We start from the raw sequence: 15,543 nt of genomic DNA, 5'->3' as shown, positions 1-15,543 counted from the left end.
GCCGCGCACGGCAAGGGCCGGGTCAGCCTTGGCGCAGGGCGGCCACCACCTGCTCGACATTGGCCTTGAGGCCGGCGAAGGTGTCCTCCGGGTCGCTGTCGAGCACCAGCACGCGGGCGCCCGCGGCTTCGATCGCGTCGACCACGGCCGGGGCGGGCTGGCGGTGGTGCAACACCAAGGCGACGTCCTGGGCCTTGAGGGTGTCGCCCAGGGCCTTGAGCTCGGCCTCGCCCCAGGTGTCGTCCGCTGGCAGCGGCTGCTCGACCACGTCGAGGTTCAGGCCGCTGGCCAGGTAACCCAGGCGCTCGGACAAGCTCACCACGCTGAGGTTGTCGACCTCGGCCAACTGGCTCTGGGCCTCAGCAGCCAAGGTCAGCAATTGGCGCTTGAGACCGGCCAGGTTGGCCTGGATCTTGGGTTTGTCCTCCGGTGACAGGCGCTCCAGATCATTGGCCACTACGTCAGCCATGCGCCCCAGGTTGGTCGGGTTGAGCCACGGGTAGGCGGCGAAAGCGTCCTCGCCCTTGACCGCGATGCCTGGCAGCGCGCCATCGACCGGCCGCGCCGCGTCGATCTCGACGATGCGGATGTTGCTGCGCCGGGCCATGGGGTAGAGCGGGTCGTCGCGCCAGATCGAGCGCACGCCGATCACCACGTCCGCCTGTTGCGCGGCCTTGTGCAGGCTGGCGCCGCCACGGCCGCTGAAATACGACGGTTGGCGCGTGGCCGGCAGATTGGCCGGCGCTGCGCGCTTGAGCTGCACCGACGTGCCGTCGACCAACGCCTGCGCCAGGCTATGGGTGACCGGCAAGGTGGTGAGCACTTCGGTGCCGGCGGCGTGGACGAGGGTGGGCAGGCCTGCCAGGGCGAGGGCCAGGGTCAGCTGCTTGAGGATGAGGGTCATGCCGGGTTTCCTTGCAGGCGAGGGACGAGGGCGCGGGCCAGGGCGGCGAGGGCAAAGCACACGCCGGCCACCAGGATGATCGCAGCGCCCGAGGGCACGGGCAGGTCGAACACGATCGGCAGCAAGATGCCGAGCAGCGTGCTCAAGGTGGCGATGATCACCGACAGGAAGAAGAACCCCTTGAGCGACTGGCTGACCAGCCGGGCGGCCGCAGCCGGAATCACCAGCAGGGCGCCGACCAGGATTGCCCCGATCACCTTCACCGACGCCACGGTGACCAGGGTCACCAGCACCACGAACAGGTAGTCCAGGGTCTTGACCGCCACCCCGCGCACCGCCGCCAACTGCGGGTTGAAGCTGGCCAGCATGATGCGGTTGTACAGCGGCAGGGCCAGGGCCAGCACCAAGACCGCGACGATGCCCAATACCACCAGATCCTGGGCGCTGACGGTGAGCACCGAGCCGAACAGCACGTTCTCCAGGATGTGCACGTTGATCTTGCCGGCCAGCATCAGCAGCAGGCTCGCCCCCAGTGCCAGGGACACCGAGAGGAACACGCCGATCAAGGTGTCCGGCGAGAGCCCGGTGCGGTTACGCAGGAAATTGAGCAGGATGCCGAACAGAAGGCAGTAGCCGAACAGGCTGCCGTATGGCCCGGTGTAGGGCTCGCCGAGCAGGATGCCGATGGCCACGCCCGTGAGCGCCGCATGGCCCACGGCCTCGGAGAAGAAGGCAAAGCGCTTGACCACCACCAGGGTGCCCAGCCCGCCCAGCACCGGGCCGATCATCAGGCCCGCGAGCAGGGCGTTGATCACGAACCCATAGGCCAGCGCCTCGGGCAGGTAGCCAGCGGTGGCCCAGGTCTGGACCAGCTGTCGGAAGGCTTCATAGCTCATCAGGCAAGGCTCCCGCTGCGAGGGTGAACGCTGAACAGACCGAGCAGACGCTCAGGCGTCAGGGCCTGGGCAGGCGGGGCGTCGAACAGCACCTGGCGGCTCAGGCCGGTGACCCGGTCTGCCAGGCGCAGCACCGCTTCAAGGTCGTGCTCGATCCACAGCACCGTGGTGCCGGCCTGGCGCCAGGCCTGTAGCAGTTGCTCGAACACCTGGATACCGGCCTCGTCCAGGGCCGACATGGGCTCGTCGAGCACCAGCAACTGCGGCTCGGGAATCAGCCCCTGGGCCAGCAGCACGCGCTGGCGCTCGCCACCGGAGAGGGCGCCCATGCGCCGTTTGCGTTTCTCGAGCATGCCGACCCGCGCCAGCGCCGCGTCGATGGCAGGCCGCACACCTCGGGCCAGGCCCAGGAAGGCAGGGCGCTGCTGGCACAGGGCGGCCATGAAGTCGTCCACGGTCATGGGCAGGCCACGGTCGAACTCCAGGGCCTGGGGCACGTAGCCGATCACTTCGCGCTCGGTCGGCCAGTGCAGGGTCAGTTGGCCCTGGTGCGGCATCTGCCCGAGCAAGGTCTTGATCAGCGAACTCTTGCCACCGCCATTGGGGCCGACGATGGCATGCACGCTGCCGGCGGCGACGCTGAAGGCCACGTTCTCCAGGATGCGCGTGCGCCCCAGGGTCAGGTCGATGCCGGCGAACTCGATGCGCGGCCCGCAGGCGGCGCCGAGGTGGGCGGCGGCGGTCATGTGCGGGTCTCCTGGATGGCTCGGACCACGGTGTCGAGGTTGCGCTTCATCTCCACCTCGTATTTGTCCTGGGTGTACTCGCCGTAGGAGATGTGGGTCAGCGGGTAGATGCGCACGCCCGCTTCGCGCTGGATGGTGTCGACATAGGCGGAAGGGAAGTCCATCTCCGAGAAGATCACCTGCACGTCCAGGGCCTTGAGCTGGTCGATGGTCTTCTTGAGCTGCGCCGGGCTCGGCTCGATGCCATGGGCCGGCTCGACCACGGCGGTGACCTCCAGGCCGAAGTCGCGTACCAGGTAGTCGTAGGCGGCATGGATGGTGGCCACGCGCAAGGTGGCGTCCGGCGCCTGGGTGACCTTGGCCAGCGCCTCGGCGCGCAGGGCACGCAGGCGTTTGGCGTAGGCGCGGGCGTTCTGGGTGTAGACCTTGGCGTTGTCCGGATCGAGCGTGCCCAGCTCGCGGGCGATGTTGTTGACCTGGGCGATGGTGGCGCTGATCGACAGGAAGGTGTGCGGGTTGACCACCTTGCCCGCGCCCCGGGCGGCGATGCCGGTGGCGGCCAGCAGCGGCACATTGGCGTTGGACTCGATGGTCTTGATGTCGGGTTTTTCGCTGGCGGCGATCATGCGATCGGCGAAGTCATCGTGGCCCACGCCGTTGAGCACGATCACATCCAGGGTGCCAATGCGCTTGATGTCTTCGGCGCGTGGTTCGTAGGCGTGGGGGTTGAAGCCGGCCGGAATCAGCGGCACTACCTCGGCTTTGTCGCCGACGATGTTGGTCACGTAGCTGTAGTAAGGATGCAGGGTGATGCCGATGCGCAGGGGCTTGCCGTTGTCGGCCTGGGCCAGGGCCGGCAGGGTGCAGGCCAACAGCAGGGAGAGGACGAAGCGGAGCATGGGGGAATCCTTCGGTTCAATGGCGATGTTGGCGGGTGACCCCGGCGTCGTAATGGCTGACCACCTGCTGCCAGCCGGCCGCGATCAGTGCGGCCTGGCCCAGGTCGTCCGGTGCCAGGGCGCTGCGGTCGCGGCGCAGCCAGACATCCGGCTGCTCGTCGCCTGCAGGCAGGACCAGCAGGAAGCTGCCGGCCACCTGCGCGTCCTGGCTGCGGCCCAGGTAGGCGCCGCTGGGCAGCCACTGCCATTGGTGGCCGCCACGGCGTTGGCTGCTGGCGTCGGTCACGAAGGGCGGCAAGCCTTCATCGGCCAGGGTCGCGACGTCCGGGGCCTGGCCGCTTTCCTCGCGCAACAGGGCGATTTCCTCGACTGCCACCCACAAATCGGTGTACAGGCCTTGCTCGGCGGCGGTGAGGTCGCGGCGGGCATCGATCTGGTGGGCGACGATGGTCACCTCGTCCTCGCGCTCACCGCGCAGCACCACCACCGTGGCGGCAAGGGCGAGGATCAGCACGGCTGTCAGCAGCACGTACAGGGTCTCGTGCCCGGCACCGGCCGGGCGGACCACCTGGGCCCGGCTCATGGCGCGCCTATGTCGGCATGGTCGACTTCCACCACATGGCCGGGGCCTGCGTCGAACAGTACGTAGAACTCGCCATCGGGGCGCTTGAAGGTGAGGGTGGAGTCCTCGCCGAGCTTGCTGGCGAGCAGCACCTGCTCGTCATAGCCGATCACATCCAAGGTCACCCCGGGTGCGCCGCTGCCGTCGGAGAAACCGCCCTTGCAGGTGATCTGATCGCTGCCCGATTCGCTGCATTCGCACATCGGGTTGTGGGCCAGCGCAGGCAGCGCGACGCCCAGCAGCAGGGGCAGGGCGAGGGCGCCCATCCAGTGTTTCATTGCTTGCCTCCTTGTTTCTCGAGCCAGGCCACGGTGGCCGGCGATGCCTTGGCCAGGGGGATCGAGGCCTGGTGCATCTGCCCGTCCCAGCCTTCGAAGGTGAGCCACAGCTCGGCGTCTGGCCGGGTCTTTTGCGGGATGTTGACCTCGCCGGTCATGCGATAGGGCGTGCCGAAGAACAGCGCACCGGCCGCGCGCAGGCTGCGCGGCTTGCCCACGCGCAGGTACACCGCCTTGACGTCGGTGCACTGCTCGCACAGGGCGATCTTGAACTGCTTGAAGTAGCCTGCCGGGCCGTCCGAGCGAGGCGCCTCGTCGAAGCGCTCGGCCAGGCGCACGCTCCAGGGGCCGGCCTTGAGCTCGCCGAGTTCGCGCTCGCCCAGGCCGATTTCGCCACGGTTCATCGAGGCTTCATGCAGGTACTTGGGCATCAGCCCAAGGGGGATCAGCACCAGCAGAATGTTCAGGTGGAAACGCCACTTCAGCCACAGGCGTTTGGGGGCAGACGAGGATGGGGTGGGGTGCTTGCTCACAGGCTGGCCTCCGACGCGGTTGCCGCGCGTACCCGGGGCTGGCGCTTGAGCGCGGCGGCGGTGGCCTGGGCGGTGCGCTTGGTCCAGATCAACAGGCCGCTGAGCACCATCAAAGTCAGGATCAGGCCGAAGAAGGCCCAGATCAGCTTGACCCAGAGACCCCCGAAGTCACCGGTGTGCAGCGGGCGCATGGACTCGGTGACGAACTCCAGGGGCGAGCGGTCCGCGACCATGAACGAAGCCTCGACCTTGCTGTTGTAGGGGTTGACGTTGACCGTCTCGAACATCAGCGGGTACCAGCCACGCCCGCCCATGTAGTAGTGGCTGTAGGCATTGCCCGGCAGGGTGATGAAGGTCACCTCGAAGCCTGGGAAGCGGGTGCTGGCGACGCGCTCGGCCTCGTCCAGGCTGATGGGTGTGGGCGCCTGGCCATCGGCGGTGCGCGGCACGTCCTCGCGGGCGATGGCCGGCACGATCGGCTCGCTGGAAATTGTCACGTGGTTGTCGGCCAACGTCGCCTGGATCAAGAACCAGGTACCGGTGATGGAGATGGTGGCGATGAACCAGATCGACCAGACCCCGCTCAGGCGGTGCAGGTCGCCCCAGAAGATCCGCGAGCCGTGGCTCAGGCGCGGCAGCTTGAAAAAGCCTTTCCAGAAGCGCTTGTACACCACCAGCCCCGTGACCAGCGAGGCGAGCATCGGCAACCCCAGCAGTGACACCAAGTACCAGCCCCAACTGTAGCCATTGGTGAACGGCACCAGCCACCAGCCGTGCAGGGCCCGGGTAAAGGCCTCGAAGTCGAAGGTCGGGCTCTTGCCCTGGATCGCCCCGGTGTAGGGGTTCACGTACAGGATCGGTGAGGTGCCGTCGGGGTAGGTGACGCTGGCGGTGAGGGCGAAGTGCGCTTCGCCCGGCTTGCTGATGTAGTTCACCGCGATGCTGGGGTCGGCCTGGTGGATGGCGTCGAGCACTTGCTGGTAGCTGAGCGGTTGGGCGTCATCGTGAGGCTTGCTGGCGCGTACGTCCGGGTTGGCCAGCCAGACGATCTCTTGGCTGAGCACGGCCAGGGTGCCGGTCACGCAGACGATCAGCACGAAAAACCAGATGGGCAGGGCCAGCCAGCTGTGCACCAGGAACCAGGTTTTGGAGCGGGACTTTTTCGACATGAGTACCGGTCTTGTTGTGCAAATGAGGCGCGGTGCGATGCCGGAGGCCGTTAGGCGGCCCCAATAGCAACTGAATCGCATTCGTTTCCTATAAGACGAATGAGCGGCAAAAACCTGAGGGGGTAAATGCAAATAAATATTTCAAAGGCCCTGGGGCGCGGCATTGCGCCGTGCCTAAATCCACCGAATTGAGTTTCGTTCCTAACTGCATGCGAGTGCCCAGGCACTACGAATGACCCTTTAGGAAGACGCCCAGCATGAAACCCGAAGACGCCGAGAAGCTTGCCCGCCGCTTTATTGCCCTGCCGCTGGACAAGCGCCGGCTGTTTCTCCAGGCCCTGGCCCGCGAAGGCGTCGAGTTCTCGTTGCTGCCCATCCCTGCCCGGGTCGAAGGCATCGCCTGTGCGCAGCCGTCCTATGCCCAGCAGCGCATGGGCCTTTTGTGGTTGCTCGACCCCCAGGGCGCGGCCTACAACCTGCCTGGGGCGGTGCGCCTGCAAGGGGCGCTGGACCTGGGCGCGCTGAGTGCAGCGTTCGAAGCACTGGTGGCGCGCCATGAGCCGCTGCGCACGTTGTTCCGCCTGGAGGAAGGCGTCTGGTACCCCGACGTGCAGGCGCCAGGGCCACTGGCGTTGGAGCGGCACGACTTCGCCGGCAAAGCCGAGCGCGAGCGCTTGCTGCACGACTGCGCCCGGGAGCAGGCGGGCCTGCCGTTCGACCTGCAGGCCGGGCCCTTGCTGCGGGTGTGCCTGGTGCGCATGGCCGAGGACGAACATGTGCTGCTGCTCACCCTGCACCACATCGTCGCCGACGGCTGGTCGATGAACGTGCTGATCGAGGAGTTCAGCCGCCTGTATGCCCAGTGCGCGACCGGCCAGCTTCCGCAACTGCCGCCGCTGCCGATCCAATACGCCGACTACGCCCTGTGGCAGCGCTGCTGGCTGGAGGCGGGCGAGTTGCAGCGCCAGTTGGACTACTGGACCGCCCAATTGGGCGATGAGCAGCCGGTGCTGGAGCTGCCGACCGACTTCGCCCGGCCGGCCACGCCGAGCTATCGCGGCGTGCGCCTGGAGTTCGCCATCGATCCGGCGCTGTCCGCGGGCCTGCGCGCCCTGGCCCAGCAGCAGGGCGTGACCTTGTTCATGGTGCTGCTGGCCTCGTTCCAGGCCCTGTTGCACCGCTACACCGGTCAGCAGGACATCCGCGTCGGCGTGCCGGTCGCCGGGCGTGGCAAGGCCGAGACCGAAGGCCTGATCGGCTTGTTCGTCAACACCCAGGTGCTGCGCGCCCAGCCTCGCGGGGATCAGCCGTTCAGCGCGCTGCTGGCCGAAGTCCGCGCGGCCGTGCTGGGTGCCCAGGCACACCAAGAGCTGCCGTTCGAGCGACTGGTCAATGCCCTGCAGCCTTCGCGCGATACCGCCCATTCCCCGCTGTTCCAGGTGCTCTACAACCATCAGCCGCAGGTCGCCGACCTTGAGCAACTGCACATCGCCGACGGGCTCAAGGCCTCGCGCCTGGAACTGGGCGGGCGCACCACCCAGTTCGACCTGGCCCTGGACACTTTGGAGCGGTCCGGCACCCTGCATGCGGCGTTGACCTACGCCTGCGACCTGTTCGAGCAGGCCAGCATCGAGCGCCTGCGCGAGCACTGGCTGAACCTGCTGCATGGCATCGTCCAGGCGCCCGAGGCGCGCCTGGGCGAGCTGCCGATGCTCGGCACTGCCGAGCGCGAACGCATGCTGCACGGCTGGAACGCCACCGCCCAGCAGTACCCGGGCGGCCCCTGCGTGCAGCGCCTGATCGAGGCCCAGGCCCAGCGCACACCAGACGCCCCAGCCCTGGCCTTTGGCAACGCGCAGTTGAGCTATGCCGAACTCAATGCCCGGGCCAACCGCCTGGCCCATCGGCTGATCGAGGCCGGTGTTGGCCCTGAGGTGCTGGTGGGCATTGCCGTGGAGCGTTCGCTGGAGATGGTGGTCGGCCTGCTGGCGATCCTCAAGGCCGGTGGCGCCTACGTGCCACTGGACCCGGATTACCCGGCCGAGCGCCTGGCCTACATGCTCGAAGACAGCGGTGTGGGCTTGCTGTTGACCCAGACCTCCCTGCGGGCGCGCCTGCCGCTGAACACCGAGCTGCGCACCTTGTGCCTGGACGATGCCGCCGCCGACTGCGCCGGCTACCCGCACAGTGACCCGGTGTGCCGGGTGAGCGGCCACAGCCTGGCCTACGTGATCTACACCTCCGGCTCCACCGGGCGCCCCAAAGGGGCTGGCAACAGCCATCAGGCCCTGTTCAACCGCCTGGCGTGGATGCAGCAGGCCTACGGGCTGGAGGCCACCGACAGCGTGTTGCAGAAGACGCCGTTCAGCTTCGATGTGTCGGTATGGGAGTTCTTCTGGCCGCTGATGGTCGGCGCGCGCCTGGTGGTGGCCCAGCCCGGTGCCCACCGCGACCCGGCGCAGCTGATCCAGGTCATCACCGAGCAGGGCGTCAGCACCTTGCACTTCGTGCCTTCGATGCTCCAGGCCTTCATCCATGAGCCGGGTGTGCAGGCGTGCACCAGCCTACGACGCATCGTCTGCAGCGGCGAGGCGCTGCCGGCCGAGGCCCAGGCCCAGGTCTTCGCCCGCTTACCCGGCGCGGGTCTGTACAACCTCTATGGCCCCACCGAGGCGGCCATCGACGTGACCCACTGGACCTGCATCGAAGATGGCCGTCACAGCGTGCCGATCGGCCAGCCCATCGCCAACCTGCGCACCCACATTCTCGATGCCGAACTCAACCCGGTACCGGCGGGCGCCGCCGGGGAGCTGTACCTGGGCGGTGTGGGCCTGGCCCGGGGTTACCACCGCCGCCCGGCGCTGACCGCCGAGCGCTTCGTGGCCGACCCGTTCGGCTCCGGTGAACGCCTGTACCGCACCGGCGACCTGGCGCGCTACCGCGAGGATGGCGTGATCGACTACTTAGGGCGCCTGGATCACCAGGTGAAGCTGCGTGGCCTGCGCATCGAGCTGGGTGAGATCGAGGCGGGCCTTTTGGCTCACCCGGCCGTCAAGGAGGCGGTGGTGCTGGCCCAGGACAACAAGCTGCTGGTCGCCTACCTGGTGCCGGCGGTGCCGGTGGCCGACAGCACGGCGTTTCAGGCGCAGCTACGGGCTCACCTGCAACTGAGCCTGCCGGTGTTCATGGTGCCGGAGTGCTTCATGCTCTTGGAGCGCCTGCCGGTCACTGCCAACGGCAAGCTCGACCGCAAGGCCTTGCCCCGCGCCGGGGCGGTGCGCCAGCAGCACGAGGCGCCGCACAGCGAACGCCAGCGCGCCCTGGCGCAGATCTGGCAGCAACTGCTCGGCGTCGAGCAGGTCGGGCTGGACGATAACTTCTTCGCCCTGGGCGGCGATTCGATCATCGCCATCCAGGTGGTCAGCCGCGCCCGCCAGGCCGGCCTGCACCTGCGCCCCGCCGATGTGTTCAAGCACCAGACCCTGCGCGAGCTGGCCGAGGCCGTGGAGCAGGCGCCGCTGTTGCAGATCGAACAGGGGCCGCTGCAGGGCGAGGTGGCGTTGACGCCCATCCAGCACTGGTTCTTCGGGCAGGCGATCCCGGCGCGTCAGCACTGGAACCAGGGCCTGCTGCTGACCCCGCGCGAGCCCTTGCTGGCCGAACGCCTGGACGCCGCCCTCACGCGCCTGGTGCAGCAACACGACGCCTTGCGCCTGCGTTATCGCCAGGCGCACAGCGGCTGGCAGCAGACCCACGCCGAGGCCGCGCCCGTGCAGCTGTGGCAACGTCAGGCAGATTCGGCCCAGGCCTTGCGCGCCCTGTGCGACCAAGCCCAGGCCAGCCTGGACCTCGCTGAAGGCCCGCTGCTGCGCGCGATGCTGGTGCAGATGGCCGATGGCAGCCAGCGCCTGTTGCTGGTGGCCCATCACCTGGTGGTGGATGGGGTCTCCTGGCGCGTGCTGCTGGAAGACCTGCAACAGGCTTACCGCCAGCAGCCCTTGGCGGCCAAGACCAGCGGCTACCAGCACTGGGCCACGCGCTTGAGCGATTACCTGCCCCGGGCCCGCCAGCAACTGCCGTTCTGGCTGGCGCAGCGCGCCAGTGCGCCGTTGCCGCAGGACAACCCAAGCGGGCGACAGGTCAATGCCAGCGCCGCCACGCTGACCTGGCGCCTGAGCGCCGAGCGCACCCGCCAACTGCTGCAGCACGCAGGCCAGGCCTACCGCACCCAGGTCAACGACCTGCTGCTGACCGCCCTGGCCCAGGCCGTGGGTGACTGGAGCGGGCAGTCGGACTGCCTGGTGCTGCTCGAAGGCCACGGCCGCGAAGCGCTGTTCGATGACATCGACCTCAGCCGCACCGTGGGCTGGTTCACCAGCCTGTTCCCGGTGCGTTTGAGTGCCGCGCCAACGCCTGGCGAGGCGATCAAGGCCGTCAAGGAACAGTTGCGCGCGGTGCCGGACAAAGGCGTCGGCTATGGCGTGCTGCGTTACCTGGACCCCGAGGCCGGCGCAGCATTGGCGGCCCTGGCGCCGTCGGGCATCCTGTTCAACTACCTGGGCCAGTTCGACCAGCAGTTCGGCGACGACGCGCTGTTTGCCCCGGCCCACGAAGGCAGCGGCCAGGCCCAGGACCCGCTGGCGCCACTGGCCAGCGCCCTGAGCCTGGAAGGGCAGGTGTACGAAGGGCAACTGGTGCTGGAGTGGCGCTACTGCCGTGAAAGCTTCGACGCCACCACCCTCGAGCACCTGGCCGAGGGCTATGGCCAGGCCTTGGACGCCTTGCTCGACCATTGCCTGGCCCCTGGCACCGTTGGCGTGACCCCTTCGGACTTCCCCCTGGCGCGGCTGAGCCAGCCGCAACTCGATGGCCTGGCCCTGGACTGGGCCCAGATCGACAGCGTGCTGCCGCTCTCGCCGCTGCAGCAGGGCATGCTCTTCCATAGCCTCTACGAGCCTCAGGCCGGCGCCTACATCAACCAACTGCAGGTGCTTATCGAGGGCCTGGACGTGGCGAGCTTCGCCGCCAGCTGGCAGGCCGCATTCGCCCGCCACGACGTGCTGCGCAGCCAGTACCACTGGGAAGCCCTGGCGCACCCGGTGCAGTCGATTGCCCGCGAAGTGGCGCTGCCACTGCAGGTGCTGCCGGGCGAGGGCGCGGATCTCAAGCGCATTGCCGAGCAGGAGCGCGCCCGAGGCTTTGCGCTGGATCGCGCGCCGTTGCTGCGCCTGGTGCTGGTGCACCTGGGCGATGACCGCTACCAGTTGATCTACACCAGCCACCACATCCTCATGGACGGCTGGAGCAACGCCCAATTGCTGGGCGAGGTGTTGCAGCGCTATGCCGGCGGCCAACCGCCGATCAGCGCAGGCACGTACGCCGACTACCTGGCCTGGCTGCAACGGCGCGACCCGGCGCTGGACGAGGCCTTCTGGCGCGACCAGCTCCAGGCGCTCGAAGCGCCGACCCTGCTGGGCGACGCGCTGCCCCGGGAAGCGGACGAGGCCGGCTTCGGCGAGCTGGTCCATGGCCTGGACGAGGCCTTCAGCCAGCGCCTGGCTGCCTTTGCCCGGGCCCATCAGGTGACCGTCAGCGTGGTGTTCCAGGCGGCCTGGGCGTTGCTGCTGCAGCGCTACTGCAATCAGGCTTCGGTGGCCTTCGGCGCCACCGTGGCCGGGCGCCCGGCGCAGTTGCCGGGCATCGAACAGCAGGTCGGGCTGTTCATCAACACCTTGCCGGTGATCTGCACGCCGCGTGCGACCCAGCGTGTGGACGCCTGGCTGGCCGAGGTGCAGGCGCTGAACCTGCAGCTGCGCGAGCACGAGCACACGCCGCTGGTGGAGCTTCAGCGCTGGGCCGGCCAGCCGGGGGCGTTGTTCGACAGCTTGCTGGTGTTCGAGAACTTCCCGGTGGCCGAGGCGCTGCGCCAGGGCGCGCCGGGCGGCTTGCGGTTCTCGCAGGTCAGCCACGTCGAGCAGACCAGCTACCCACTGACCCTGGGCATCGAACAGCACCAGAGCCTGGTGCTGACCTTCAGCCATGACCGTGCCCGCATCGGCGGCGCCCAGGTGGCCCAGTTGCGCGATGCCTTGGTGCAGTTGCTTGCGCAGTTCGTCGAGGCACCCGAGCAGCCCCTGGCCAGCCTGGGTCTGCTCGATATCCAGCGCCAGGCCGATCGCCTGGCGCTGGGCGGGCAGCCGCAGCTGGCCCTGGACAGCCCGTTGCTGGTGCACCAGCGCTTCGAGCGCCAGGCGGCGCTCACCCCGCAGGCGCTGGCGCTGATCGCTGGCGAGCAGCGCTGGACCTACGCCCAGCTCAATGCCCAGGCCAACCGCCTGGCCCACCGCCTGCGTGAATGCGGCGTCGGCCCTGGGCAGCGCGTGGGGCTGTCGGTGCGGCGCGGGCCGATGATGATCGCCAGCCTCTTGGCGGTGCTCAAGGCGGGCGCCGCCTATGTGCCGCTGGACCCGGACTACCCGGCCGAGCGCCTGGCCTATATGTGTGATGACAGCGCCTTGAGCCTGTTGCTGATGCAGCCCGGCTTGCTCCAGGCGCCTGCCGGGCTGCCGTGCCTGCTGCTGGAGGCGGGCGAGGGCTGGCTGGACGGTTACAGCCCGGAAAACCCGGTCAACCTGGCCAGTGCCCAAGACCTCGCCTACCTGATCTATACCTCTGGCTCCACCGGCCAGCCCAAGGGCGTGTCGATTGCCCACGCAGCGCTGCGCGAGTTCTGCGTGATCGCAGCCGACTACTCGCAACTGGTCGCCGAGGACCGGGTGCTGCAGTTCGCGACGTTCAGCTTCGACGGCTTCGTCGAGCAGTGCTATCCGCCACTGTGCGTGGGCGCCTGCCTGGTGCTGCGCGGCGATGAGCTGTGGGACACCGCGACCCTGTACGAGCAGATCATCGCCCAGGGCATCACCCTGGCCGATTTGCCGGCGGCGTACTGGTTCCTGTTGGCCCAGGAGTGGGCCGCCAGCGCTCCGCGCGATGCCGGGCGTCTGCGCCAGGTGCACGTGGGCGGCGAGGCGATGTCTGCCGAGGGCCTGAAGCTGTGGCACGCCGCCGGGCTGGGCCATGTGCGGCTGCTCAACACCTACGGCCCCACCGAGGCCACGGTGGTGTCGAGTACGCACCTCTGCAGCTTGGCCGACAGCGCGGGCGCCATCCCCATCGGCCGCGCCTTGCCGGGCCGGGCGCTGCACATCCTCGACGGCCACGGCCACTTGGCCCCGGCGGGCCTGGCCGGTGAGCTGTGCATCGCCGGGGGCGCGGGCCTAGCCCGTGACTACCATGGCCGTGCGGCGCTGACCGCCGAGCGCTTCGTGCCCGACCCGTTCGCCCGCACACCGGGCCAGCGCCTGTATCGCAGTGGCGACCTGGCGCGGGTGCGCGGCGATGGCGTGGTCGAGTACATCGGCCGGGCCGACCATCAAGTGAAGATCCGCGGCTTCCGGGTCGAGCTGGGCGAGCTGGAGGCGCACCTGCAAGCCTTGCCGATGATCCGCGAAGCGGCGGTGCTGGTGCATGAGGGCGCAACCGGCAAGCAACTGATCGGCTATGCCGTGCCGACCGAGCCTGCGCACAGCAGCGCCGAGCTGACCCGCGCCGTGCGCCAGGCGCTCAAGGCCCGCCTGCCGGACTACCTGCTGCCGGCCCAGGTGGTGGCCTTGGCAGCGTTGCCGCTCAACCGCAACGGCAAGCTTGACCGCAAGGCCTTGCCCGCGCCCGTGGCCTTGGTGGCCAGTGACCGCGAGCCGCTGCGCGAAGGCCTGGAGCAGCAGCTCGGGCAGATCTGGCAACAGGTGCTGGGCGTCGAGGGCCTGGGCCGCGAGGACAACTTCTTCGACCTGGGCGGCCATTCGCTGCTGGCCACTCAGATCGTCTCCCAGGTGCGTCGGCAGTTGGGGCGGGCGGTGAGCCTGCGGGCGCTGTTCGAGCATCCACAGCTATGCGACTTCGCCGCGCAGGTGCAGGCCAGCGCCGATCAGGCGGCGGCAGCCCGCCCGCCGATGGAGCGTCGTGCAGAGCAGGGCGAGCAGCCGTTGTCCTTCGCCCAACAACGGCTGTGGTTCCTCTGGAGCCTGGAGCCGCACAGTTCGATGTACAACATGCCCGGCGCGCTGCGCCTGCGCGGCCCGCTCGACCACGACGCCCTGCGCCGCACCTTCGAGGCCTTGCTGACGCGTCATGAGGTGCTGCGCAGCACCTACCACGAGGCGGCCGGCAGCACCTGGCAACGGGTGCGTGACGACCTGCCGCTGGCGCTGCGTCACCGCGACCTGCGTGGACTGGCTGACGCCGAGGCCGGCGCCCAGGCGCTGGCCCGGGAGGAAGTCGCCCAGCCGTTCGATCTGGCCAACGGCCCGCTGCTGCGTGTGCAGGTGCTGCAACTGGCCGATCAGGACCATGTGCTGCTCATGACCTTGCACCACATCGTTGCCGACGATGCATCGTTCCGTGCGCTGATCGACGAGTTCGTCAGCCTCTACAGCGCCTTCGTCGCAGACGAGCCATCCGCGTTGCCGGCGCCGGCCCTGCAGTACGCCGACTTCGCCCGCTGGCAGCGCCAGTGGCTGGAGCAGGGCGGCGAGCTGCAGCGCCAGCTCGCCTGGTGGCAGGCCCAACTGGGCGAGCATCACGAGGTGCTGGAACTGCCGCAGGACCTGACTGCGGAACCGGGCGAAGCGGGACAGGGCGCGACCTGCCACTTCACCTTCGACCGTGCCCAGAGCGATGCGCTGCGCCAGTTCGCACGGCAACGCCAGCAGTCGCTGTTCAGCGTGCTGCTGGCCGCATTCAACGTGGTGCTGCAGCAACGCACCGGGCAGGCCCGCCTGCGCATCGGCACCGACATTGCCAACCGCAACCACGCCGAGCTCGAGCGCATGGTCGGTTTCTTCGTCAACCAACTGGTGCTGCAGGTGACGCTCGCGCCGACGATGTCTGCCGAACAGCTGCTCGCCCTGTGTAGCCGGACGCTGATCGAAGCCTCCGAGCACCAGGACCTGCCGTTCGAGCGCCTGGTCGAGGCCCTGCGCCTGCCTCGGCGTAACGGCCGCTCGCCGTTGTTCTCGATCAAGCTGATCCACCAGGAGGGTGTGGGGCGCTTGCCGTCGATGGGGGCGCTGGAGGTGAGCGACTTCCCTTCCGGGCGCCAGGCGGCCGAGCTGGACCTGGTGGCGGCGTTCTACAACGACGACGAACACCTGCACCTGAGCTTCGAGTACCCCGCCGGGCGTTTCGCCCCGGCCACGCTGGAGGCGATGTTCGAGCAGGTCCGGGCAGTGCTCGCGGCCCTCGTCGAGGGCGCTGCAACCCTGGGCGAGCTGTCAGCCGAGGCCGAGCGGGTCTGGCGTGAGTGCGAGCAGCGCCAGAGCAGCCAGCGGGCCGCGCGCCTCAAAGGCTTGCACCCGATCCGCAGGCGCCGCTCCAGCGCCGTCGAATGACCCGATTGTTCAACGACTTTTACGGCGGCTCGCGACGAGCCGCCTTG

At 68.7% G+C, this 15,543-nt stretch carries 9 protein-coding genes; 1 reads left to right on the top strand and 8 read right to left on the bottom strand.

What is annotated here, in order from left to right; genetic code table 11:
- Nucleotides 1-22: 22 nt before the first annotated feature.
- The 8 genes from ACNFCH_RS12835 to ACNFCH_RS12800 are packed head-to-tail and all read right to left on the bottom strand — an operon-like array spanning nt 23 to nt 6,047.
- A complete protein-coding gene (locus ACNFCH_RS12835; protein ID WP_416742918.1) occupies nt 23-904 on the bottom strand; it encodes a metal ABC transporter substrate-binding protein in 882 nt (293 codons plus the stop codon).
- A complete protein-coding gene (locus tag ACNFCH_RS12830; protein ID WP_337158243.1) occupies nt 901-1,800 on the bottom strand; it encodes a metal ABC transporter permease in 900 nt (299 codons plus the stop codon). Before ACNFCH_RS12830 ends, ACNFCH_RS12835 begins: the two co-directional genes overlap by 4 nt.
- Nucleotides 1,800-2,546 (bottom strand): metal ABC transporter ATP-binding protein, encoded by a 747-nt coding sequence (locus ACNFCH_RS12825; protein ID WP_337158244.1) that lies wholly within the window; start codon nt 2,544-2,546, stop codon nt 1,800-1,802. The genes ACNFCH_RS12830 and ACNFCH_RS12825 overlap by 1 nt, the downstream gene beginning before the upstream one ends.
- On the bottom strand, nt 2,543-3,445 hold the full coding sequence (locus ACNFCH_RS12820; RefSeq protein WP_337158245.1) for a metal ABC transporter substrate-binding protein: 903 nt from the start codon (nt 3,443-3,445) through the stop codon (nt 2,543-2,545). Before ACNFCH_RS12820 ends, ACNFCH_RS12825 begins: the two co-directional genes overlap by 4 nt.
- A gap of 16 nt (nt 3,446-3,461) precedes the next feature.
- Nucleotides 3,462-4,028, bottom strand: a complete 567-nt coding sequence (locus tag ACNFCH_RS12815; RefSeq protein WP_416742916.1) for a DUF6162 family protein — start codon at nt 4,026-4,028, stop codon at nt 3,462-3,464.
- Nucleotides 4,025-4,345, bottom strand: a complete 321-nt coding sequence (locus ACNFCH_RS12810; protein WP_070091041.1) for a hypothetical protein — start codon at nt 4,343-4,345, stop codon at nt 4,025-4,027. Before ACNFCH_RS12810 ends, ACNFCH_RS12815 begins: the two co-directional genes overlap by 4 nt.
- Entirely contained in the window at nt 4,342-4,878 is a 537-nt protein-coding gene (locus tag ACNFCH_RS12805) for a thiamine pyrophosphate-binding protein (RefSeq protein WP_416742915.1), read from the bottom strand. Before ACNFCH_RS12805 ends, ACNFCH_RS12810 begins: the two co-directional genes overlap by 4 nt.
- Entirely contained in the window at nt 4,875-6,047 is a 1,173-nt protein-coding gene (locus tag ACNFCH_RS12800; protein WP_416742914.1) for a PepSY-associated TM helix domain-containing protein, read from the bottom strand. Before ACNFCH_RS12800 ends, ACNFCH_RS12805 begins: the two co-directional genes overlap by 4 nt.
- Nucleotides 6,048-6,304: 257 nt before the next feature.
- Here ACNFCH_RS12800 and ACNFCH_RS12795 point away from each other — a divergent pair, with 257 nt between their 5' ends.
- The gene (locus tag ACNFCH_RS12795) at nt 6,305-15,496 is read left to right on the top strand and encodes an amino acid adenylation domain-containing protein (protein WP_416742913.1); all 9,192 of its coding nucleotides are present in this window, start codon (nt 6,305-6,307) and stop codon (nt 15,494-15,496) included.
- Nucleotides 15,497-15,543: the final 47 nt, after the last annotated feature.

Source organism: Pseudomonas sp. NY15354, from assembly GCF_048068075.1.
GTDB lineage: Bacteria > Pseudomonadota > Gammaproteobacteria > Pseudomonadales > Pseudomonadaceae > Aquipseudomonas > Aquipseudomonas guariconensis_C.
Note: the sequence above shows the minus strand (reverse complement) of the source record. Positions and strands in the feature narration are given on the sequence as shown.

Bases quoted from the DNA above. Each gene is read 5' to 3' on its own strand.
- ACNFCH_RS12795 (WP_416742913.1), top strand. From the start codon at position 6,305: ATGAAACCCGAAGACGCCGAGAAGCTTGCCCGCCGCTTTATTGCCCTG.
- ACNFCH_RS12825 (WP_337158244.1), bottom strand. From the start codon at position 2,546: ATGACCGCCGCCGCCCACCTCGGCGCCGCCTGCGGGCCGCGCATCGAG.
- ACNFCH_RS12835 (WP_416742918.1), bottom strand. From the start codon at position 904: ATGACCCTCATCCTCAAGCAGCTGACCCTGGCCCTCGCCCTGGCAGGC.
- ACNFCH_RS12810 (WP_070091041.1), bottom strand. From the start codon at position 4,345: ATGAAACACTGGATGGGCGCCCTCGCCCTGCCCCTGCTGCTGGGCGTC.
- ACNFCH_RS12800 (WP_416742914.1), bottom strand. From the start codon at position 6,047: ATGTCGAAAAAGTCCCGCTCCAAAACCTGGTTCCTGGTGCACAGCTGG.
- ACNFCH_RS12815 (WP_416742916.1), bottom strand. From the start codon at position 4,028: ATGAGCCGGGCCCAGGTGGTCCGCCCGGCCGGTGCCGGGCACGAGACC.
- ACNFCH_RS12820 (WP_337158245.1), bottom strand. From the start codon at position 3,445: ATGCTCCGCTTCGTCCTCTCCCTGCTGTTGGCCTGCACCCTGCCGGCC.
- ACNFCH_RS12830 (WP_337158243.1), bottom strand. From the start codon at position 1,800: ATGAGCTATGAAGCCTTCCGACAGCTGGTCCAGACCTGGGCCACCGCT.